This window comes from Rhodopseudomonas palustris (assembly GCF_003226555.1).
GTDB classification, from domain to species: domain Bacteria; phylum Pseudomonadota; class Alphaproteobacteria; order Rhizobiales; family Xanthobacteraceae; genus Rhodopseudomonas; species Rhodopseudomonas palustris_I.
On sequence record NZ_QKQS01000023.1, the window covers coordinates 377,263 to 400,817 of the forward strand.

Sequence of the window (23,555 nt, forward strand, 5' to 3'; positions counted from 1 at the left end):
GGCGAAGCCCCCTCACCCCAGCCCTCTCCCCGCACGCGGGGAGAGGGAGCGAAGCGCCGTGCATTGGGCTGAAACGCTTCGCAATCAGGGAGAGATGCGCCCGCATAGACGTCCTCAGCTCGCCTTGCGCTTCGGAACTTCGTAGCCGAACTTCTCGATGATCGCGCTCGCCTCCGGGCCCTTCAGGAAGTCGAGGAACGCTTTGGCGGCGGCGCTGCTTTCGCCCTTCTTCAGCAGCACCGCGTCCTGGGTGATCGGCTTGTACAGATTCTGCGGCACCATCCAGCGCGATCCGTCCTTGTCGTTGATCACCTGAGACAGCGCCACGAAGCCGATCTCGGCGTTGCCGGTCTGCACGAACTGATAGGCCTGGGTGATGTTGGCGCCTTCCACCAGCTTCGGCTTCAGGTCGTCGTACAGTTTCAGTGCCTGCATCGTCTCCACCGCGGCGGCCCCATAGGGCGCGGCGACCGGATTGCAGATCGACACCTTGGCGATCGAGGCCTGCTTCAGCGTCTCTTCGCCCTTCACCACGCCGGGCGACTTGCTCCACAGCACCAGCTTGCCGACCGCGTAGGTGAACACGGCGTCCTTCACGCCGAAGCCTTCGGCGGCGAGCTTCTTCGGCCGTGCCGAATCCGCCGACAGGAACACTTCGAACGGCGCGTCCTGGGTGATCTGGGTGTAGAACTGGCCGCTGGCGCCGAACGACAGCACCAGCTCGTGGCCGGTCTTGGCCTTGAACGCTGCGGCGATCTCCTTCACCGGCTCGGTGAAATTCGCCGCGACCGCGACCTTGGCGGAGTCGGCGAGGGCAGGGTTGGCGGAAAGACCGGCGGCGAAAGCTGCGCCGAACAGGGCGAGCTTGACGGTGGCAATGGCTTTCAAGGGAAGTCTCCTACGGGTTGAATCAAAAGTCGGACGTGGTGGCGCGAACGGGAACAGCACGGCGCGATCCGCGCCTCGCTCGGTGATGACTCGCTCCGCTGGCAATGATTGGATCGGCACGAACATGCGGGACGTTCCCGTCAGTCGATCGCGACGATGACGTGCGCGGCGTCGAACACCGCGCAGGCCGGATCACCGGGGGCCAGTTCGAGGTCGGAGGCGCTGCGCGCGGTGACCGAGGCCGCGAGCGTCTTGTCGCCGCCGATATCGAGCACGATCTCGGCGTTGACGGCGGAGACGTCGGCGCGGCGCACGGTGCCGCACACGCAATTGCGCGCCGACACCAGCGGCGGCTGATGGCCGGGGGCAATCATCACGAACGGCGCCTTGATCAGAACGAGCGCCTCGCGGCCGACCACGAGGCCGAGGCTGCGCACGCTCTCGGCGGTGAGAAGCGAATAGATCGTGGTCTCGGGCGACACCGCCACCGCGACTTCGGCGCTGAGCGTATCGGATTTGATGTCCGTGATGACGCCGCGAAGGGCGTTGCGGGCGCTGGTCTTCATGAAGAATCCGGACACGAGGTTGATCGGGGTGATGCCGCTGCCGGCGAGTTCGGGTTCGAGATTGCGGAACACCCGCGCCATCTCGGCTTCGAGCCGGCCGAAGGCCTCGATCACCTTGACGCCGGTCGGGGTCAGCTGGGCGCCGCCGCCGGCCTTGCCGCCGGTTCGGGTTTCGAGCAGCGGGCGGCCGAACAGATTGGTCATGGCGTCGAGCGCGTCCCAGGCGGCCTTGTAGCTGAGGCCGGCCGCCTTGGCGCCGGCCGTAATGCTGCCCTCGCGCGCCACCGCCTGGAGCAGCCGGATACGGTCGCGACCGACCCCGGAGATCTCCTTCGTCTTCAGTGTGACGGTCGCCTCTATGGACATCCAGGCAGCCTCGTCATTTGGTCGGACTAGTCGTCATGTGCAGGAACTATATAACGACATACCCATCTTAGCCAACCTCAACGAAGGAGACCTCAGCCATGAAAATCAGCGCCCGCAATCAGCTCAAAGGCACCATCGTGGACGTCATCAAAGGCGCCACCACCTCGCATGTCCGCATCGACATCGGTGGCGGCGCGATCGTAACCGCTTCGATCACCAACGAATCCGCCGAAGAACTGAAGCTCGCCAAGGGTCAGCCGGCGATGGCGGTGATCAAGGCCTCCGACGTGCTGGTCGCTGTCGACTGATCTCGCCGCGCTCGGCCCGAGCGACAACAGGTCGCGTCCACCTTTCATTTCAGCGCCTCGCAGACGCTGAAATGAGGGTGGGCGGGACGCCTGAAACTGCGACCGTGCAGCTTGCCCCACCACTGATCGAGCGCACGCCGCTCGCATTTGAGCCGCACGCTCATCCCATCGGTAAATCTGATCCAGACGTCGAAGCGATGGCTCGGCACCGCGATCACCAGCGGAATGTCGGCGCTGAGCGCCTCGACGATCAGATGCAGCAGGCCTTTGCCTTCGGTCTCCTGCTGACCGAACCGGTTGATGATCAGAAGGTCGGCGCCCTGCGCCATCGCGCACGCGACCCGCGCGCCGGCATCGAGCAGGAGGCTCGGATCGAGCCGGCAGCCTTCCGCCATCGGGCCGAGATCCTGATACAGCGAGATCTGCTCGCCGGAATGCACCAGCCGCGCCGACAGCCCCCGGGACTCGTCGCCGCGGGGGCCGACCTGCACCAAGCCGACCGCGCGGTATCCCTGTGAATTGAGATCAGCGGCAAATTCGCCGAGCAGACGATCCGGGTCTTCGCCGCGTTCATAGACCAGAGCAGCCAGATCGCATTGCGAGTCGAAGGTCATCGGCCCATCGCCGCAGCCTGGCGGCGCTCCGTGTCGAGAGAGCACGAGTGGGGGGCAGATACCCCTGCGCTCCGCCACCGTTATATATGACAGTATATAGCGACCTGACGCCAGTCCAAATTCTGCTTTCGGACCAAGGCAAAGGCTGCAACCAAGAACCGTCTGCAAAAGCAACTGGCACCGCCTGTTGTTTGAGCGATGCGTAATTTTATTGCTTACCGACGCATATTTCTTGCGCTTTGATGCGCGTCAAATCGGGGGTTCCCCCTGCGTGCTATCGCACCGCACACAACGCAACGTCTCTGCCAGCGAGGCCCTGATACCTCGCGAGTAGTCAATCTAAGGGCCACGAGGAGGTTCTGCCCGGCCGCTGCCTCAGCAGCCGCCCGGCATCGATACACCTTTCCCAAACATGGCCGACGCAACACGGCGGGTTCGCTCCGCCGATCCAACGCAAGACACGCAAGAACGGACGGACCCCATGAACGCAAAATATCCCGGCATCCCCTCAGTGATCCACGGCAACGGCGCGGTCGCGCAGGTGATGGGGCATGTCTGCGGCGGCGTCATCGGCTACCCGATCACGCCTTCGACCGAGATCTCGGAAATCTATGAGGCGTTCCGCTCCTCCGGCGGCTGCAACGTCTGGGGCAAGCATCCGTTCTTCTTCGAGCCGGAAGGCGAACACTCGGCGCAGTCCGGCGCGCTCGGCGCCGCGCTGACCGGCGGCAAGTTCGTGTCCAACGCCTCGTCGAGCCAGGGCATCCTGTATGGCCTCGAGTCGCACTACGTCACCGTCGGCAAGAAGGTCGGCGGCTTCGTACTGCAGGTCGCTGCGCGCGTGGTGTCGAAGCACTCGCTCAACGTGATGGCCGGCCATGACGACGTCTATGCGCTGTTGTCGTCGGGCTACACCATCCTGTTCGGCTCCAATCCGCAGGAAGCCGCCGACCTCGCGGCGATCTCGTATAAAGTCGCCGCCACTTCGCTGATCCCGGTCGCCAATGCGATGGACGGCTTCGCCACCTCGCACATGCTCAGCGAAGCCTTGATGCCGGAGCCGGAGCTGCTCAAGGAATTCCTCGGCGACCCCGCCGGCCGCATCAAGTGCCCGACCGTGGCGCAGGAGATGCTGTTCGGCGCCAAGGGCCGCGTGTTCCAGCTCAAGCAGTATCTGCTGCGGCACGAAGCCGACTTCATGCCGGCCGATCTCGCTTCGCTCCGGACATTCCTCGACGACAACGCCGACACGATCGAGACCGACAACGCCGGCACCATCGTCTCCGACACCCAGCGCTGGGTGCCGGAAGAACTGCGCGGCCAATGGAAGCGGCAGTGGATCAACGCACACGAGAAGGGCACAAGGCAGCTGGTGCCAGCGCTGGTCGACATCGACAATCCGGGCCTCACCGGCGGCGTGCAGAACCAGCCCGACTTCCAGGCCGGCGCGGTCGATCACCGCACCCATTTCGCCAATGCGGTGCCGCGCTTCGTCAAGGAGGCGATGGCCGAATACGCCGCGCTGACGGGGCGCGAATACAAGCCGGTGATGACCTATATGTGCGACGACGCCGAGCACGTCGTGGTCGGCCTCGGCTCGGTCACCGACGACGCCGAAGCGGTCGCGGCGTACTTGCGCTCGCAGGGCAAGAAGGTCGGCGTGGTGTCGATCAAGATGCTGCAGCCGTTCCCGGAAGCCGAACTGGTCCAAGCGCTGGCCGGCAAGACCGCCGTCACCGTGCTGGAGCGCTCCGACGTCACCGCGCTGACCCAGCTCGTCACCCAAGCGCTGTGCAAGGCGCGCGAGAACGGCGACGCCGGCGTGCGTCACGCCGACATCCCTCCGCTCGCCAAGCTGCCGAAGATCACCACCGCGATCTTCGGTCTCGGCGGCCACGATCTTCAGCCGCGCGACATGATCGCCTGCTACGCCAATATGGAGAAGCAGGACTCCGCGCCGTTCGTCTATCTCGGCACCAAGTTCTTCACCGACAATGCCTCGCCGCGGATGGAAGCGCTGCAGGCCCGGCTGAAGGCAGCCTATCCCGAGACGCAGTTCATGGCGATGGAGACCGGCAAGAACCCGAACCTGCTGCCGCCGCAAGCGTTCCGCATCCGCTTCCACTCGATCGGCGGCTACGGCACCATCGCGTCGGGCAAGCTGCTTACCGACATCCTGGCCGGCGCGCTCGACATGCATTCGAAGTCGGCACCGAAATACGGCTCGGAAAAGAGCGGCGCGCCGACCAACTACTACATCACCTTGTCGCCGGAGCCGGTGAAGATCACCAACGCCGAACTGGAAGACGTCGAGATCGTGATCTCGCCGGACCACAAGGTGTTCGTGCACACCAACCCGCTGCGCGGCCTGGTCGAGGGCGGCACCTTCATCCTGCAGACCAATCTGTCGGCGCTGGAGGTGTGGCGTGACCTGCCCGCCAAGGCGCGGCAGACCATCCGCGACAAGAAGATCAAGTTCTACGTGATCGATGCGTTTGCGGTGGCCAAGCGCCACGCCCCGACCGCCGAACTCGAAACCCGGATGATGGGCATCGCCTTCATCGGCGCGGTGTGCGGCAACGTCGACCGCGTAGTCGCCGACGCGTCGCAGGAAGCGATGCTGAACAAGATCCGCCAGCAAATCTCGAAGAAGTTCGGCGCCAAGGGCGGCGACATCGTCGAAGGCAATATGTCGGTGATCCGCGAGGGTCTCGAGGCCACCCATAAGGTCGATGTCGACGCTCCCGAATTCAGCGAGGAGGCGATCAAGGCCGCCCCGAAGGTCAAGCGCGACGCCTCGATCTCGGCCTCGATGTGCCGCGTCGCGGCGCCGGCCTCGGCATCGGGCTTCCTCGACCCTGAATACTACGACGACGTGCTGGCTGCGCCGTTCCGCGAAGGCACCATTGCGGAGGCGCCGGTGCTGCCGGGCATCGGCATGTTCATGCCGGCCGGCTCTGCGGCTGCCAAGGACAAGGGCCTGTTCCGCCGCAACGTGCCGGAGTTCAAGGCCGACCTCTGCACCGGCTGCATGGAATGCGCGCTGGTCTGCCCGGATGCGGCGATCCCGAACGCGGTGCACGACATCCACGAACTGCTGCTGACCGCGATCAAGCAGCTCGACATCGCGCCCGCTCAGCAAGACGCGCTGCGCGAGAAGGTGCCGGCGCTGACCGAGGCGATCCGCGACGTGTATCGCGGCGGCAAGAACGACAAGCCGTTCGCCGACATCGTGGCGCAGGCGGCCGAAACGCTGAACGTCGACAACGCCACGCTCAACCGCAATTTCGGCAAGCTGTCGGCGGCGCTGTCGGTGTATCCGGTGGCCCGCACCCGTCCGTTCTTCGACGCGATGGAGAAGAGCCAGCCGGGCTCGGGCGGCCTGTACTCGGTGAGCGTCGATCCGTGGAAGTGCTCGGGCTGCCTCGAATGTATCGACGTCTGCGGCCCCGGCGCGCTGGTCGATCGCGAGCAGGACGAACCGATGCTGGAGCAGCTCCAGGCCCGGTTCGAATTCCTCAGCCGCACCCCGAACACCCCGGCGCGGTTCACCGAAAGCGCCACCAGGCCGGAAGGCGAGACCAAGCGGCTGATGCTGGATCGCGCCAATTACTACGCAACCACCGGCGGCCACGGCGCCTGCCGCGGCTGCGGCGAAGTCACTGCGATCCGTCTGGTCACCTCGACCAACCACGCGATCCACGACAAGCGCCGCAAGGAGCACATCCGCGAGCTGGAGACCCTGATCGACCAGCTCAATGCCAAGCGGGCGCTGGTTGCCGGCGACGAGGCCCGCGCCGCCCGGATCGACCAGACCCTGAAGACGCTGGAGAAGCGGCTGTATCTCTACGAGAGCGGCCCGACCGGCAACGGCCCGTCCGGCATGGTGATCGCCAATGCCACCGGGTGTTCGAGCGTCTACGCCTCGACCTTCCCGTTCAACCCCTACACCGATCCGTGGGTGAACAGCCTGTTCCAGGATACGCCTGCGGTCGCCAAGGGCATCTTCGAAGGTCTCACTGCCAAGGCGTCCGAGGACTTCCGGGCGCTGCGCATCGCCAAGCTCGAACTGGCCGACGCCTATGATGCGGCCAAGCACGACGGCTACTTCCGCTACTTCGGCTGGAGCGAATTCACGCCGGAAGAGCGCGCGATGCTGCCGACCGTGCTGAGCATGGGCGGCGACGGCGCCACCTACGACATCGGCTTCGGCGCGCTGTCGCGTCTGCTCGCCACCAAGACTCCGATCAAGGTGGTGGTGCTGAACACCGGCGCCTACTCCAACACCGGCGGCCAGACCTCGACGGCGAGCCTCACCGGCCAGGACAGCGACCTGTCGCGGTTCGGCATCGCCCAGCACGGCAAGCAGGAATCCCGCAAGGAGCTCGGCCTGATCGCCTCGTTCCATCCGAGCGTGTTCGTGGTGCAGACCGCGACCGCGCTGCAGGGGCACTTCCTCAAGAACGTGATGGAGTTCCTGAACCACACCTCGTCGCCCGCGGTGCTCGACGTCTACACGCCGTGCCAGGCCGAGCACGGCATCGGCGACGCCGCGGCGAGCCGCCAGGCGCGCCTCGCGGTCGAGAGCCGGATGAATCCGGTGTTCGTCCACGATCCGCGCAAGACCGGCAAGAACGAGCGCGCGTTCTCGCTCGACGGCAATCCGGAGGCCGATCAGGACTGGGCGTCGAAGTCGATCGAATATGTCGACGACAACGGCACCACCCAGCTGTTGAAGGCCAAGCTGACGCCGGCCGACTTCGCCCACACCGAAGTCCGCTTCCGCAAGCAGTTCAAGCCGATGAAGACGGATGCGGACGCACTGCCGATCGACGAATACGTCGCGCTCGACGCCGCCGCGCGCGCCGGCAAGACGCCGTTCATCTATGCGACGGACGGCGACAAGAAGCTGATCAAGCTGTCGGTCGGCGAGACCGTGGTGGCGCTGGTCGAGGAACGGCGCAAGTACTGGCGGACGCTGCAGGTGCTGGCCGGCTTCGACGTCCGGGCGCTCGACGAGAGTCACCGCGTCGAACTGGAGGCGCTGCAGCAGCAGTACGAGGAGCAGGTCAAGGCTCGCGAGTCGTCGCTCGATCAGATCGCGCGCGGCATGAGCGAGCTGGCGGCTTCGTCCAACGCGCCGGCGGCGAACGGCCTCGGCGCGCTGATGAACGGCTTCGCCCCGGCTCCGGCCGCGGCGGCGCCGAGCAACGGGGCCAAGGCCGCCAATGGCAACGGCGCCGAGCCGATCCACATCGACGATGCGGACCTCGGCAAGTGCACCAACTGCAAGAGCTGCTACCAGGACGTGCCGGAAGTATTCGAACTCACCAAGATCGTCGTCGACGGCGCCCCGAAGGACGTCGCCCACGTCATCCCTGGTGTGTTCAGCAAGCTCAAGGTGACGCCTGAACTGTCGGCCAAGCTGAGCCGCGCAGCGGCCAACTGCGATGCGGAGATCATTCGATGAGCGACGTCACCGGAACGGTCTCCAGCGACGTGCTGCGCTATCAGCAGGCGCGCAGCACGCTGGAAAACTCCAAGAGCGAACTGGAAGAGCTGCAGAACAGCGAAGCTGTCGGCATCTTCCAGAAGCAGCTCGCGCTGCTGCAGAAGCGCCTGGTCAACGACCCGGCGTCGCTGCGCACCATGTTCATCGCCGACGGCACCCAGGCCATCGTCTGGGAGTTCCAGCAGCCGGAGCTGGGCGAAGCCTTCACCACCACGCTGTGGAATCTGCTCGCCCGCGGCGACGACATGTCGACGATCCTGCAGCGCTTCATCTGGGCGCTGCCGCTGAAGTTCAAGCGCAAGTTCATCAAGGCGATCGACGTGCATCTGCGCGGTCGCTACCCGATGTTCGAAAACCTGTCGGAAGGCTGGCCGGGCGAAGCGTTCATCCCGCCCTATATCCGCCCGGCGGAAGAGCGCGCGATCGACTTCGAACTCGTGAACCAGGGCTATCTCGGCTACCAGTCGATCGGCTATTCCCTGAGAGAATGCGAGCTGTTCGTCTGGCTCGAGGTGATGCGCGACAAGCAGTGCGACGACAAGCCGTGCGAGCTCGGCGTGCTGATCCAGGGCCGGAAGGAAGCCAAGGGCGGCTGCCCGGTGAAGATCCACATCCCCGAGATGCTGGACCTGCTCGGCAACGGCAAGCATCGCGAAGCCCTGGAGCTGATCGAGAGCTGCAACCCGCTGCCGAACGTCACCGGCCGCGTCTGCCCGCAGGAACTGCAGTGCCAGGGCGTCTGCACTCATACCAAGCGGCCGATCGAAATCGGCCAGCTCGAATGGTACCTGCCCGAGCATCAGAAGCTCACCAACCCGAACGCCAATGAGCGCTTCGCCGGCCGGATCTCGCCGTGGGCCGCGGCAGTGAAGCCGCCGATCGCGGTGGTCGGCTCGGGCCCGTCCGGACTGATCAACGCATACTTGCTGGCGGTCGAGGGCTTCCCGGTCACGATCTTCGAGGCGTTCCACGACCTCGGCGGCGTGCTCCGTTACGGCATTCCGGAATTCCGCCTGCCCAATACGCTGATCGACGACGTCGTCGAAAAGATCATCCTGCTCGGTGGCCGCTTCGTGAAAAACTTCGTGGTCGGCAAGACGGCGACGCTCGAAGACCTCAAGGCCGAAGGCTTCTGGAAGATCTTCGTCGGCACCGGCGCGGGCCTGCCGACCTTCATGAACGTGCCCGGCGAGCATCTGCTCGGCGTGATGTCGGCCAACGAGTTCCTGACCCGCGTCAACCTGATGCGCGGCCTGGATGATCGTTACGAGACGCCGCTGCCCGAGGTGAAGGGCAAGAACGTGTTCGTCATCGGCGGCGGCAACACCGCGATGGACGCGGCGCGCACCGCCAAGCGGCTCGGCGGCAACGTCACCATCGTGTATCGCCGCACGAAGAGCGAGATGCCGGCCCGCGTCGAGGAACTGCATCACGCGCTGGAAGAGAACATCAATCTCGCGGTGCTGCGCGCGCCGCGTGAATTCATCGGCGACGACCACACCCATTTCGTCACCCACGCGCTGCTCGACGTCAACGAACTCGGCGAACCCGACAAGTCCGGCCGCCGCAGCCCGAAGCCGACCGGCCAGATCGAGCGGGTGCCGGTCGACCTCGTGATCATGGCGCTGGGCAACACCGCCAACCCGATCATGAAGGACGCCGAGCCGGGCCTGAAGACCAACAAATGGGGCACCATCGAGGTCGAGGAAGGCTCGCAGCGCACTTCGATTCCCGGCGTCTACACCGGCGGCGACGCCGCGCGCGGCGGCTCCACCGCGATCCGCGCGGCCGGTGACGGCCAGGCGGCGGCGCGCGAGATCGTCGGCGAGATTCCGTTCACGCCGGCCGAGATCAAGGACCGGGTCGAACGTGCGGCGCGCTACACCGAGCTCGGCCAGATCGAACAGACCATCGTCAATAAGGTGCCGCTGGCGGGCGGCATCGTCGAGTTCACGGTGCGGGCGCCGATGGTGGCGCGCTCGGCGAAGGCCGGACAGTTCGTCCGCGTGCTGCCGTGGGAGAAGGGCGAACTGATCCCGCTGACGCTGGCCGATTGGGACGCCGAGAAAGGCACCATCGATCTTGTGGTGCAGGGCATGGGCACTTCGTCGCTGGAGATCAACCGGATGGCGATCGGCGACGCGTTCAGCGGCGTCGCCGGCCCGCTCGGCCGCGCCAGCGAGCTGCACCGCTACGACGGCAACCAGACCGTGGTGTTCTGCGCCGGCGGCGTCGGCCTGCCGCCGGTGTATCCGATCATGCGCGAGCACCTGCGGCTCGGCAACCACGTCACGCTGATCTCGGGCTTCCGCGCCAAGGAGTTCCTGTTCTGGACCGGCGACGACGAGCGCGTCGGCAAGCTCAAGCAGGAGTTCGGCGACCAGCTGTCGCTGATCTACACGACGAACGACGGCTCCTACGGCGTCAAAGGCTTCGTCACCGGCCCGCTCGAAGAGATGATGAAGGCCAATCAGGAAGGCAAAGGCCGCAAGATTGCCGAGGTGATCGCGATCGGCCCGCCGCTGATGATGCGGGCGGTGAGCGACCTCACCAAGCCCTATGGCGTCAAGACCGTGGCGAGCCTCAACTCGATAATGGTCGACGCCACCGGGATGTGCGGCGCCTGCATGGTGCCGGTGACGATCGACGGCAAGATGGTGCGCAAGCACGCCTGCATCGACGGCCCGGAAATCGACGCCCACATCATCGACTGGGACAAGTTCCTGCCCCGCTTCAACGCCTTCAAGACCCAGGAACTGGAGAGCAAGAAGAAGCACGGGTTCGCGTAGCTCTCGGCCACGTCATTCCGGGGCGCGCCGCAGGCGCGAACCCGGAATCTCGAAGTTGTGGTGAAGAGAGATTCCGGGTTCGCTCACTTCGTGAGCGCCCCGGAATGACGGAGCAGATAATCTTGCGAAATGGTCGGGTTCGCCCCGGCCCTTTTTCGTTGCGGCTTCCCCAGAGCGGTTCTGGAAAGGGGTGTCAAAAGCCTTCGGACCCCTTAAGTTGCCGTCATGCCGAAAAGCTCCAAGTCCGCCGCTGCGACGCCTGCCGCTTCGTCCGTCCCGTCCCCCGCCGGCGTCAAGCCGCCCGGCAAGGGCGACCATGTGTTCCTGGTCGACGGCTCGTCCTACATCTTCCGCGCCTATCACGCGCTGCCGCCGCTGAACCGCAAGTCGGACGGGCTGCAGGTCAACGCCGTGCTCGGCTTCTGCAACATGCTGTGGAAGCTGATCCGCGACATGCCGCCGGACAACCGGCCGACGCATCTGGCCATCATCTTCGACAAGTCGGAAGTCACCTTCCGCAACGCGCTGTATCCCGAATACAAGGCTCACCGGCCGCCGGCGCCGGAGGATCTGATCCCGCAATTCGCCCTGATCCGCGAGGCGGTGCGAGCGTTCGATCTGCCGTGCCTGGAACAATCCGGGTTCGAGGCCGACGATCTGATCGCCACCTACGTGCGCGAGGCCTGCGAGGCTGGTGCCACGGCGACGATCGTGTCGTCCGACAAGGACCTGATGCAGCTCGTGACCGATTGCGTCACGATGTACGACACCATGAAGGACCGCCGCATCGGCGTGCCGGAGGTGATCGAGAAGTTCGGCGTGCCGCCCAAGAAGGTGGTCGAGGTCCAGGCGCTGGCCGGCGACAGCGTCGACAACGTGCCGGGCGTGCCGGGCATCGGCATCAAGACCGCGGCGCAGCTCATCAATGAATATGGCGATCTCGACACGCTGCTGGCGCGCGCCGCCGAGATCAAGCAGCCGAAGCGCCGCGAGGCGCTGATCGAGAACGCCGAGAAAGCGCGGATCTCGCGCAAGCTGGTGCTGCTCGACGACCATGTGAAGCTCGAGGTGCCGCTGGCCGAGCTCGCGGTGCACGAGCCCGACGCGCGCAAACTGGTCGCCTTCCTCAAGGCGATGGAATTCACCACGCTGACGCGGCGTGTCGCCGACTATGCGCAGATCGACCCGTCGGACGTCGAGGCGGAGACGGCGTTGAAGTCGGCCGTTCCGCCGCTGGCGAAGAGCGTCGCCGGCCCGAGTGACGATTTGTTTGCGGGGCAAGAGCCCTCACCCCAGCCCTCTCCCGCAAGCGGGAGAGGGGGCGCGCCGCAAGCGGGGCAAGGCGGTGCCCTGAATGCGGGGCGCGGGCGCGACGGCAGAGCGGGCGTGGTGCTGTCGCCGGAGACGCTGGTGGCGGCGCGGGCCGAGGCCGCGCGCAAGGTCCCGGTCGACCGCACGGCCTACAAGACGCTGCGCACGCTGGACGAGCTGCACGCTTTCATCGCCCGCATCCACGACGCTGGCGTGGTGGCGCTGGAAGCTGTCGCAACCTCGATCGATCCGATGCAGGCCGAGCTGATCGGCCTCGCGCTGGCGCTCGGCCCGAACGATGCCTGCTACGTCCCGCTCGCCCACAAGCAGGCTGGCGACGGCGACGGTCTGTTCGCCGCCGGCCTTGCGCCCGATCAGCTCGGCACGCGCAACGCGCTCGACGCGCTGAAGCCGATCCTGGAATCCGCCGGCGTCGCCAAGGTTGGGTTTGCGATCAAGTTCGCCGCGGTGCTGCTGGCGCAGCACGGCCTGACCTTGCGCAACGTCGACGACCCGCAGTTGATGTCCTACGCGCTCGACGCCGGCCGCGGCAGCCACGCGCTCGATGCGCTGTCCGAGAGCAATCTCGGCCATACCCTGCACACGCTGACCGAGCTGACCGGCACCGGCAAAAACAAGATCGGCTTCGATCAGGTCGGAATCGATCGCGCCACCGCCTATGCGGCCGAACGCGCCGACGTGGCGTTGCGGCTCGTGCGCGTGCTGAAACCGCGCCTTGTCGCGGGCAGCATGACCGCGGTGTATGAGACGCTGGAACGTCCGCTGGTCGGCGTGCTGGCGCGGATGGAGCGGCGCGGCATCTCGATCGATCGCAACGTGTTGTCGCGACTGTCGTCCGACTTCGCCCAGACCGCGGCGCGGATCGAGGCCGAGATCCGCGAGCTCGCCGGCGAGGACATCAATATTGGCAGCCCGAAGCAGCTCGGCGACATCCTGTTCGGCAAGATGGGGCTGCCGGGCGGCAGCAAGACCAAGACCGGCGCGTGGTCGACCTCGGCGCAGGTGCTCGACGAACTCGCCGAGCAGGGTCACGAATTCCCACGCAAGATTCTGGACTGGCGCCAGGTGTCCAAGCTGCGCTCGACCTACACCGATGCGCTGCCGAGCTACGTGCATCCGCAGACCCACCGCGTCCACACCACATATGCGCTCGCCGCCACCACCACCGGCCGGCTGTCGTCGAACGAGCCGAACTTGCAGAACATCCCGGTGCGCACCGAGGACGGGCGCAAGATCCGCCGCGCCTTCGTGGCGACGCCCGGCCACAAGCTGGTGTCGGCGGACTATTCGCAGATCGAATTACGGCTGCTCTCGGAAGTCGCCGACGTGCCGGCGCTGCGGAAAGCGTTTCAGGACGGCATCGATATTCACGCGATGACCGCGTCGGAGATGTTCGGTGTCCCGGTCGAAGGCATGCCGTCGGAAATCCGCCGCCGGGCGAAAGCGATCAACTTCGGCATCATCTACGGCATCTCGGCGTTCGGCCTCGCCAATCAGCTCGGCATCCCGCGCGAGGAAGCCGGCGCCTACATCAAGCGCTACTTCGAGCGCTTCCCCGGCATCCGCGCCTATATGGACGAGACCCGCGATTTCTGCCGCACGCACGGCTACGTCGCCACGCTGTTCGGCCGCAAATGCCACTACCCGGACATCAAGGCGTCGAACCCGTCGATCCGCGCCTTCAACGAGCGCGCCGCGATCAACGCCCGGCTGCAGGGCTCCGCCGCCGACATCATCCGCCGCGCCATGGTGCGGATGGAAGACGCGCTGGCCGAGAAGCAGCTCAGCGCCCAGATGCTGCTGCAGGTCCACGACGAACTGATCTTCGAGGTGCCGGAAGACGAGGTCGCCGCAACGCTGCCGGTGGTCCAGCACGTGATGCAGGACGCGCCGTTCCCGGCGGTGATCCTCAACGTGCCGCTGCAGGTCGACGCCCGCGCCGCCGACAATTGGGACGAGGCGCATTAGGCCCGCCGCGTTTGAAGCAGAGCTCTACGCGAGCACTGCGCGACCTCTCTCGCCTGCGGGAGAGGTCGGATCGCGCAGCGATCCGGGTGAGGGCACTCCTCTCCACGAGCCGCGGGCTCACTGCCCGCGTCGCCCTCACCCCACCCCTCTCCCGCAAGCGGGAGAGGGGGCGCGCTGGTGCCAGGGGCGCTGCTGCGGACAAACGACGGGCGCTGTAGGCGTTTGCGCCGTTGATACCTTCCCGCGCCGCTGGCATCGGCGCGTCCTCGGGGCTAGATTACGGCGTTTTCCGCAAAGCCGAAGCCAGAGAGTCCGCCCGTGTCCAAATCCGCGTCCCGCGCCCGTCTTGCCGACATCATCCGCACCCGCTCGTTCGGCCGGGGCGAGATCACGCTCGCGTCGGGGCGCAAGAGCGACTTCTACTTCAACCTGAAGCCGACGATGCTCGATCCCGAGGGCGCAGCGCTGCTGGCCGAATTGACCTACGAGGCGCTGCGCGACGACAAGGTCGACTATGTCGGCGGGCTGGAGATGGGCGCGGTGCCGCTGGCCGGCGCGATCGCGCAGCTGTCGTGGCTGAAGAACCATCCGATCGCGGCGTTCTTCGTGCGCAAGAAGCCGAAGGAGCACGGCGCGCGGCTGTCGGTCGAAGGGCTGGCCAAGGGCGAGAGCCTGGCCGGCAAGCGCTGCGTCATCGTCGAGGACGTCACCACCACCGGCGGCTCGGCCATCAAGGCGGTCGAAGCGGTGAAGGAATCCGGCGCCGAGATCGTGCTGGTGCTGACCATGGTGGACCGCGAAGAAGGCGCCGCCGAAGCCTTCGCCGAGGCCGGGCTGCCATTCCGGTCGCTGTACAAGGCCAGCGAATTCCTCAACACCTGACGCGTCGCCGACGCCGCCGGAAACCCGGCGTTTACCATCCCACCTTAAAGTCGCCCCCCAACAGCGGCCTTGCCGCGGGGTGGTTGCGTCGGTGGAGTGGGCGTTTGCGTCATTTGCTTACCAGTTCGCGCCTGCGGCGCCGCGCCCTCGGGGCGGTGTTCGCTTTGCCGCTGATCGGCTCTCCCGAGATCGCCTCGGCGCAGAACCTGCTGGACTTCCTGTTCGGTGGCGCCGGCCCGGAACGGCCGCAGCAGCGCGGCGCTCCCGCACAGGCCAGCTTCTTCGCCGACCCGTTCGGCCTCAACCAGCAAGGCCAGCCGCCGCAACCGCAGCGCCAGGCCTCCGCCGGCGGCGGCCCGGCATTCTGCGTGCGCAGCTGCGACGGCAAGTACTTCCCGCTGCAGCTCCGCGCCGGCACCAGCCCGGCGCAGATGTGCCAGGCGTTCTGCCCCGCCGGCAACGCCAAAGTGTATTACGGCAGCCAGATCGATGGCGCCCGCGCCGCCAGCGGCGAGCGCTATGCCGACTCGCCGAATGCCTTCGCCTATCGCAAGGCGCTGAAGGCGGACTGCACCTGCAACGGCCGCGATCCGGCGGGCCTGGCGCAGATCGACCTGTCGCAGGACACCTCGCTGCGCGCCGGCGACATCGTCGCCACCGCCGATGGCCTCGCCGCCTATAACGGCGTGCGCCTCGGCGTCGAGCAGACGCCGGACTTCACCCCGGTCGCCGATTATCCGGGGCTGACCGCGAGCCTGCGCGCCCGCCTCGGCGAGATGAAAGTGGCTCCGGTCCACGACCAGATCGCCGAACAGGCACCACCGGCATTGGGCCGCGACGTCTCGCTCCCAATCGCCCCCGCAAAACCGCTCCCCCAAGGCCGCCGCGCCGCGGTCGACTGAGGCAACCCTCGCGCACCCACCGTCATTCCGGGACGCTCGCGCCAGCGAGCGGACCCGGAATCTCGACGTTCAGGGCACCTAGGCGGCGCAGCTTGGGGAGACGTCTCGGTTCAGCAACGGCGAGATTCCGGGTTCGCGAGCTGTCGCTCGCGCCCCGGAATGACGCCTGGGGCTTGAGCGACGGCGCCCCGGATTGACGTTCGTGGCTTTAGCGCTTCGCTACCCGGAAAGACTCGGGCGCCTCGACGCCTACCGTCCGACGATCACCCCGATCACATTCGGGGCGGCACGGTAGGATTCTTCGAGGCGGGCGCGGGCGGCGGCTCGGTTTTCGGCGGTGAGCAGGCCGCGGGCTTCGGCCAGGATCATCCAGCAATAGCCCCACCAGTCGCTGAGCATGCCGGTGTCGTCGACCAGATCGTAGCCGTGCTCGGCGGCGAAGATCCGTGCGGTCGCTTCGTCCAGCGTATCCAGCCAGGCCAGATCGGCGGGATCGAACATGTCGTCGACCAGATCGTCCGGGCAGTAGCCCCAGATCGAGACGCACACCGCATTGAACTCGCGGTCGAGTTGGTCGTCGTCGATCCATTGCCGGCGGGCGAGCTGATGCAGTCGCGACAGCGAGCGGGCGAAATCGGCGATCCGGGTGAGCGCCGTCTGATCGAAGGCGATGGTGGACATCTCGTCCTCAGGAGCTTGGACAGACCATAGATATAGACGGCGCAACGCGCCGAATCAGAATGATAACTCAAGACCTTGCAGAATGTTCTAAATTTGTTCTCCGCGAATCGCCTCGGGCGCGGTGCCATCCCGACCAATGGCCCGGCGATCGCGTGGTCCGAGCCTCAAATCGGCATGACGCCAATGGTGCAGGCACCGGGAGTCGGGCGTTTTTGCACAAAACCCAGGCATTGCGCCGCAACGATGCCCTCGTCATGGGTTTCGATGGCGGACTATTGTTTGTATGGTCATGGTCTCGTCCGCTTGGAATGGTCACTTGCCCGTGCAGTCGCTACCAGAAAAAAACTCCCAGCCAGCGCCCCTCGATGAGCTGGCGCTCGCTGAGATCAAAAGTGCGATCCTCGCCAAGCTGACGCTGGCGATCGGCAAGGAGGCCGCGCACGCCACCAAGCACGACTGGTACAAGGCGTGCGCCTTGGCGCTGCGCGACCGCATCGTGCACCGCTGGCTGGTGTCGGAGAAGGAGAGCTACGACGCCGGCCGCAAGCGGGTGTACTATTTGTCGCTCGAATTCCTGATCGGCCGGCTGTTCACCGACGCGCTGAACAATATGGGGCTGCTGCCCCAATTCGCCGCCGCGCTCGGCGATCTCGGGGTCGGCCTCGACGATTTGCGCAAATGCGAGCCGGACGCAGCGCTCGGCAATGGCGGCCTCGGCCGGCTCGCCGCCTGCTTCATGGAGAGCATGGCGACGCTGGAGATCCCGGCCTACGGCTACGGCATCCGCTACGATTATGGCCTGTTCCGCCAGATCATCAATCACGGCTGGCAGCAGGAATTCCCCGACGAGTGGCTGAGCTTCGGCAACCCGTGGGAATTGCAGCGGCCTGAAGTCGTCTATCAGGTCAAGTTCGGCGGCCATGTCGACCAGGTGACCGACGCCAAGGGCTTCACCCGTGCGGTGTGGACGCCGGGCGAGACCGTGCAGGCGATGGCCTACGACACCCCGATCGTCGGCTGGCGCGGCGAGCACGTCAACGCGCTGCGGCTGTGGTCGGCGCGGGCACCGGACCCGCTCTTGATCGAAGTGTTCAACACCGGCGACTATCTCGGCGCCACCGCGCACGAAGCCCGCGCCGAGGCGATCTGCAAATTCCTGTATCCGAACGACGAAAGCCCGGCGGGCCGCGAGCTGCGGTTGCGCCAGGAATATTTCTTCGTCTCCGCCTCGCTGCAGGACCTGATCAAGCGGCACCTGGATTCCGACGGCCAGATCCGCAACCTCGCCAAGAAGGCGGCGATCCAGCTCAACGACACCCACCCGTCGCTGGCGGTCGCCGAGCTGATGCGGCTGTTGGTCGACGTCCACACTCTGCGCTGGGACGATGCCTGGCAGATCACCGTGGCGACGCTGAGCTACACCAACCACACGCTGCTTCCCGAGGCGCTGGAGACCTGGCCGCTCGACCTGTTCCAGCGCACGCTGCCGCGGCATCTCGAGATCATCTACCGGATCAACGAGGCGCATCTCGGCCTCGCCGAGGCGCGCAGCCCCGGCGACATCGAATTCCGCGCCTCGGTGTCGCTGATCGACGAGAAGGCCGGCCGCCGGGTGCGGATGGGCCACCTCGCCTTCATCGGCTCGCATCGCATCAACGGCGTCTCGGCGATGCATTCCGACCTGATGAAGGAGACCGTGTTCCACGATCTCAACTTCCTCTATCCGGGTCGCATCACCAACAAGACCAACGGCATCACCTTCCGGCGCTGGCTGACGCTGGCCAATCCGGGCCTGACCGATCTGATCCGCTCGGTGGCGGGCGACGAGGTGCTGGACGATCCGAGCCGGCTGGAGCGGCTCGAAGCCTTCGCCGGCGACAGCGCGTTCCAGCAGCAGTTCCGCACCGTCAAGCATCGCAACAAGGTGGCGCTGGCGCGGCTGATCGGTCAGCGCAACAATATCCGGATCGATCCCAGCGCACTGTTCGACGTCCAGATCAAGCGCATCCACGAGTACAAGCGGCAATTGCTGAACGTGCTCGAGACCATCGCGCTGTATCAGGCGATCAAGGACGATCCGAACCGCGACTGGGTGCCGCGGGTGAAGATCTTCGCCGGCAAGGCGGCGGCGAGCTATCGCTACGCCAAGCTGATCATCAAGCTGATCAACGACGTCGCCGAGGTGGTGAACAACGACGCCTCGATCGGCGGCAAGCTGAAAGTGGTGTTCCTCGCCGACTACAATGTCAGCCTCGCCGAAGTGATCATTCCGGCCGCCGACCTGTCGGAGCAGATCTCGACCGCCGGCATGGAAGCTTCCGGCACCGGCAACATGAAGCTGGCGCTGAACGGTGCGCTGACGATCGGCACGCTCGACGGCGCCAATATCGAGATTCGCGATCTGGTCGGCGCGGAGAACATCGCGATCTTCGGCATGGAGGCGCTCGAAGTGGTGGCGCGCCGCTCCCAGGGGCTCGATGCCACCGACGTCATCAACCGCTCGCCGGCGCTCGCCAATGCGATCCGCGCGATCGATTCCGGCGCGTTCTCGCCCGACGACCGGGCTCGGTTCGCTTCGGTGGCGCACGCGCTGCGGCATCTCGACCACTACATGGTCAGCGCCGATTTCGACAGCTATTACGAGGCTCAGCGCGGCATCGACGCCCGCTGGCGCGCCGGCTCCGCTTGGACCCGCGCCGGCATCCTCAACGTCGCCCGGATGGCGTGGTTCTCGTCCGACCGCACCATCCGCGAATACGCCGACGAGATCTGGAACGTGCCGACCAAACCGGCGACCCAGCCCTCCCCGGCGCGGCAGACGGGATAGTCTCCCGTCATTCCGGGTTCGCGCGTTTCACGCGCGCCCCGGAATGACGTGCGTGTGGCCCGCGCACCGGCGCAGCCTGCCCCTCATCACATGATGACCGACAGCCATTGCACCCGACTTCGCCGCGGTGCAAGGTGGCGCTGCACAACAAGAGCAACAAGGGAAGCGCACCATGGACGCCAAAGTCGAGCACACTCAGCATCCGTTCGACGCCGCGACACGCGTCGAATTCGACGGCGGGCGCTGGCAGGGCGCGACCAGCGACGATTACCACGCCTTTGTCGGCCAGTTCGGCGGCGCCACCGCGGCGACGCTGCTGCGCGCGCTGATGCAACAGCCGGAGCGCGCCGGCGACCCGCTCGCCTTCACGGTGAATTTCTGCGCGCCGATCAGCGCCGGCAGCTTCGAGCTGACGCCGCGGCTGATCAAGGCGACGCGCTCGACCCAGCATTGGGGTATCGAACTCAGCCAGGGCGATGCCGGCGTCGAAGTGTTCGCCACCGCCGTATTCGCGCAGCGCCGCGAGACCTGGACGCATCGCCCGGCCGAGATGCCAAAGACCGCATCTTACGACGAAGCGCCGGTCTATGTACGCGGCGGCGTCGCCGCGTCATGGATCCAACAGTTCGAATTTCGGTTCGTCGAGAACGAGCCGAATTTTGCCGGCGGTCCGCTGCCCGAGCCGGCGAGCCCGCACACCAAGGCGTGGATCGGCCACGCTGTGCCGCGGACGCTCGATTTGTTGTCGCTGTCGGCGATCGCGGACGCGTTCTTCGCGCGGATCTTCCACGTCCGCGGCGAATTGCTGCCGATCGGGACGGTGTCGATGACGACGTATTTCCACGTCGACGCCGCCGATCTCGCCGCCGAGCCGATCACCGCGGTGCTAGGCGTCGCCGACGCCAACGTGTTTCACAAAAGTTTCTCCGACCAGACCGGCGAGCTGTGGTCGCCGAACGGACGGCTGCTGGCGACCACGCATCAGATCACCTATTTCAAAGCCTGAGTTGGCGCTGCGCTCCGGCGCGCGTCGCGCGCGCATTTGAGGGGGCGTCACCGCCATGTCGCAGACCGAAGTCGCACGTAGCGAGTCCGCGCGCCGCGTCGCGCTGCTCGGCGTGCCGATCGAGATCGGGGCGGGGCTGCGCGGCACGCTGATGGGACCGGCGGCGCTGCGCACGGCCGGCATCGGACGCGTGCTCGATCAGCTCGGCTTTACGGTCGAGGATCACGGCGACATGACGCGGACCGCGCTCGATGGCGGCAACGATCCGGTGCCGGCCAACGCCAATTACTACAGCGAGGTGAAGAGCTGGGTCGGCGCGATCTCGGCACGCGCCTATGAACTGGCACGGTCCGGCGCGGTGCCGCTGTTCATGGGCGGCGATCACAGCCTGTCGATGGGCTCGGTCAACGGCGTCGCGCGCTACTGGCAACAGCAAAGCAAGCCGCTGTTCGTGCTGTGGTTCGATGCTCACGCCGACTACAACACCCCGGCCACGACGCTCACCGCCAACATGCACGGCATGTCGGCGGCGTTCCTGTGCGGCGAGCCGGGGCTCGATCATCTGCTCGGCGACGAGCCGCGGGTGTCTGTCCCGCCGAGCCGGCTCGATCTGTTCGGCATCCGCTCGATCGATCCGTTGGAGAAAGAGCTGGTGCGCCAACGCGCGATCCCGGTGGTCGACATGCGGGCGATCGACGAATTCGGCGTCGGCGTGCTGATCCGCCGCGTCATCGACCGCGTCCGTGCCGCCGGCGGCGTGCTGCATCTGTCGTTCGACGTCGACGTGCTCGATCCCTCGGTCGCGCCCGGCGTCGGCACCACCGTGCCGGGCGGCGCCACCTATCGCGAGGCCCATCTGGTGATGGAGCTGCTGCACGATTCAGGGTTGGTCCGCTCGGTCGACATCGTCGAGCTCAACCCGTTCCTGGACGAACGCGGCCGCACCGCCCGCGTCGCGGTGGAACTCATTGGCAGCCTGTTCGGCATGCAGATCACCGACCGGGTGACGCCGACCAACGCCGTGCTGCCGGAGGGATAGGCCGCCCCATCGTCGTCATTCCGGGGCGCTCGCGCAGCGAGCGAACCCGGAATCTGGAGGTTCAAAGCACTGCGGGATTCCGGGTTCGCGCCTGCGGCGCGCCCCGGAATGACGCCGCGTTGGGCCGTCGAACTGGCATCGTTTCGCCATATCGGCTAAACGCGCCGCAGCATTTCTCCCCTCGCGTGAGCCCATGATCCGTCTCGACAACATCTCCAAGCAGAACGGCCACCAGATCCTCTACATCGAAGCCTCCGCGACGTTGCTGCGGGGCGAGAAGATCGGGCTGGTCGGGCCGAACGGCTCCGGCAAGACCACACTGTTCCGGATGATCACCGGCCAGGAGCAGCCGGACGAAGGCCAGGTGTCGGTCGATCGCGGCCTGACCATCGGCTATTTCAGCCAGGACGTCGGCGAGATGAGCGGCCGCAGCGCGGTCGCCGAGACGATGGAGGGCGCCGGCCCGGTCAGCGAAGTCGCCGCCGAGCTGAAGGAGCTCGAGCACGCGCTCGCCGATCCGGAACGCGCCGACGAGATGGAGCAGATCCTCGAGCGCTACGGCGAGGTACAGCACCGCTTCGAGGAGCTCGACGGCTACGCGCTGGAAGGCCGCGCCCGCGAGGTGCTGGCGGGCCTCTCGTTCTCGCAGGAGATGATGGACGGCGACGTCGGCAATCTGTCGGGCGGCTGGAAGATGCGCGTAGCGCTCGCGCGCATTCTGTTGATGCGCCCCGACGTGATGCTGCTCGACGAACCGTCGAACCACCTCGACATCGAAAGCCTGATCTGGCTGGAGCAGTTCCTCAAGGGCTTCGAGGGCGCACTGCTGATGACCTCGCACGACCGCGCCTTCATGAACCGCATCGTCAACAAGATCGTCGAGATCGATGCCGGCACGCTGACCAGCTACACCGGCGACTACGAATTCTACGAGGGCCAGCGCGCGCTCGCCGACAAGCAGCAGCAGGCGCAGTTCGAGCGCCAGCAGGCGATGCTGGCCAAGGAAGTGGCGTTCATCGAGCGCTTCAAGGCGCGCGCCTCGCACGCCGCCCAGGTGCAGAGCCGGGTCAAGAAGCTGGAGAAGATCGAGAAGGTGGAGCCGCCGCGCCGCCGCCAGATCATCGCGTTCGACTTCCTGCCGGCGCCGCGCTCGGGCGAGGACGTCGCCAGCCTCAGCCATGTCCGCAAGGCCTATGGCAGTCACGTCATCTACGAGGATCTGGATTTCGCCATCCGCCGCCGCGAGCGCTGGTGCGTGATGGGCATCAACGGCGCCGGCAAGTCGACGCTGCTCAAGCTGGTCGCCGGCGCCACCGCGCCCGACGCGGGCAGCGTCAGCATCGGCGGCAGCGTCAAGATGGGCTACTTCGCCCAGCACGCGATGGATCTGATCGACGGCGAACTCACCGTGTTCCAGTCACTGGAAGAATGGTTTCCGCAGGCCGGCCAGGGCTCATTGCGCGCGCTCGCCGGCTGCTTCGGCTTCTCCGGCGACGACGTCGAGAAGCGCTGCCGCGTGCTGTCCGGCGGCGAGAAGGCGCGGCTGGTGATGGCCAGGATGCTGTACGACCCGCCGAACTTCCTGGTGCTGGACGAGCCGACCAACCACCTCGACATCGCCACCAAGGAAATGCTGATCAAGGCGCTCGCCGACTTCGAGGGCACCATGCTGTTCGTCTCGCACGACCGCCACTTCCTGGCCGCGCTGTCGAACCGCGTGCTGGAGCTGACGCCGGAGGGCGTGCACAAATACGGCGGCGGCTACACCGAATACGTCGCCCGCACCGGGCATGAAGCGCCGGGGCTGCATTAAGGTAGCTGTTAGCAGGGCGGTACGTTTGTCACCTCTCCCGCAGGCGGGAGAGGGAGCGCGCT

Annotated in this window: 14 protein-coding genes; 10 read left to right on the top strand and 4 right to left on the bottom strand. The window is 66.3% G+C overall.

Annotated features, from left to right (window positions below):
* Positions 1-114: 114 nt before the first annotated feature.
* Positions 115-888, bottom strand: a complete 774-nt coding sequence (gene modA, locus DNX69_RS14320; protein ID WP_110786637.1) for a molybdate ABC transporter substrate-binding protein — start codon at positions 886-888, stop codon at positions 115-117.
* Between the two features lie 140 nt (positions 889-1,028).
* On the bottom strand, positions 1,029-1,820 hold the full coding sequence (locus DNX69_RS14325) for a TOBE domain-containing protein (RefSeq protein WP_110786638.1): 792 nt from the start codon (positions 1,818-1,820) through the stop codon (positions 1,029-1,031).
* Between the two features lie 98 nt (positions 1,821-1,918).
* Between DNX69_RS14325 and DNX69_RS14330 the strand changes: the two genes are divergently transcribed.
* Positions 1,919-2,128: a TOBE domain-containing protein gene (locus DNX69_RS14330; RefSeq protein ID WP_110786639.1), complete on the top strand. Its 210-nt coding sequence runs from the start codon at positions 1,919-1,921 to the stop codon at positions 2,126-2,128.
* 44 nt (positions 2,129-2,172) lie between these two features.
* Here DNX69_RS14330 and DNX69_RS14335 read toward each other — a convergent pair whose 3' ends face one another.
* The gene (locus tag DNX69_RS14335; protein WP_110786640.1) at positions 2,173-2,742 is read right to left on the bottom strand and encodes a DUF2478 domain-containing protein; all 570 of its coding nucleotides are present in this window, start codon (positions 2,740-2,742) and stop codon (positions 2,173-2,175) included.
* Positions 2,743-3,223: 481 nt separating this feature from the next.
* Between DNX69_RS14335 and DNX69_RS14340 the strand changes: the two genes are divergently transcribed.
* From DNX69_RS14340 to DNX69_RS14360, 5 genes are all read left to right on the top strand, one after another.
* Positions 3,224-8,212 carry a 2-oxoacid:acceptor oxidoreductase family protein gene (locus tag DNX69_RS14340; protein WP_110786641.1) on the top strand — a complete coding sequence of 1,663 codons (4,989 nt, stop codon included), beginning with the start codon at positions 3,224-3,226 and terminating at the stop codon, positions 8,210-8,212.
* Positions 8,209-11,043 carry a sulfide/dihydroorotate dehydrogenase-like FAD/NAD-binding protein gene (locus tag DNX69_RS14345; RefSeq protein WP_110786642.1) on the top strand — a complete coding sequence of 945 codons (2,835 nt, stop codon included), beginning with the start codon at positions 8,209-8,211 and terminating at the stop codon, positions 11,041-11,043. Before DNX69_RS14340 ends, DNX69_RS14345 begins: the two co-directional genes overlap by 4 nt.
* A gap of 225 nt (positions 11,044-11,268) precedes the next feature.
* Positions 11,269-14,343 (top strand): DNA polymerase I, encoded by a 3,075-nt coding sequence (polA, locus tag DNX69_RS14350; RefSeq protein WP_110786643.1) that lies wholly within the window; start codon positions 11,269-11,271, stop codon positions 14,341-14,343.
* A gap of 318 nt (positions 14,344-14,661) precedes the next feature.
* Positions 14,662-15,225, top strand: coding sequence for an orotate phosphoribosyltransferase (pyrE, locus tag DNX69_RS14355; protein WP_110786644.1), 564 nt, complete (start codon positions 14,662-14,664; stop codon positions 15,223-15,225).
* Between the two features lie 104 nt (positions 15,226-15,329).
* Complete coding sequence (locus tag DNX69_RS14360) at positions 15,330-16,127, top strand: DUF2865 domain-containing protein (protein ID WP_425327307.1); 798 nt, start codon at positions 15,330-15,332, stop codon at positions 16,125-16,127.
* 249 nt (positions 16,128-16,376) lie between these two features.
* On the opposite strand, the gene DNX69_RS14365 is transcribed toward DNX69_RS14360, so the two are convergent.
* Positions 16,377-16,808 carry a hypothetical protein gene (locus DNX69_RS14365; RefSeq protein ID WP_110786646.1) on the bottom strand — a complete coding sequence of 144 codons (432 nt, stop codon included), beginning with the start codon at positions 16,806-16,808 and terminating at the stop codon, positions 16,377-16,379.
* Between the two features lie 283 nt (positions 16,809-17,091).
* On the opposite strand from DNX69_RS14365, the gene DNX69_RS14370 reads away from it, so the two are divergent.
* The 4 genes from DNX69_RS14370 to DNX69_RS14385 all read left to right on the top strand — a co-directional run bounded on the left by DNX69_RS14370 (position 17,092) and on the right by DNX69_RS14385 (position 23,493).
* On the top strand, positions 17,092-19,635 hold the full coding sequence (locus DNX69_RS14370; RefSeq protein WP_110786647.1) for a glycogen/starch/alpha-glucan phosphorylase: 2,544 nt from the start codon (positions 17,092-17,094) through the stop codon (positions 19,633-19,635).
* Positions 19,636-19,807: 172 nt separating this feature from the next.
* Complete coding sequence (locus DNX69_RS14375; protein ID WP_110786648.1) at positions 19,808-20,641, top strand: acyl-CoA thioesterase; 834 nt, start codon at positions 19,808-19,810, stop codon at positions 20,639-20,641.
* Positions 20,642-20,696: 55 nt separating this feature from the next.
* Positions 20,697-21,680, top strand: a complete 984-nt coding sequence (gene rocF, locus DNX69_RS14380; RefSeq protein ID WP_110786649.1) for an arginase — start codon at positions 20,697-20,699, stop codon at positions 21,678-21,680.
* Positions 21,681-21,873: 193 nt separating this feature from the next.
* A complete protein-coding gene (locus tag DNX69_RS14385; protein WP_110786650.1) occupies positions 21,874-23,493 on the top strand; it encodes an ABC-F family ATP-binding cassette domain-containing protein in 1,620 nt (539 codons plus the stop codon).
* Positions 23,494-23,555 lie beyond the last annotated feature (62 nt).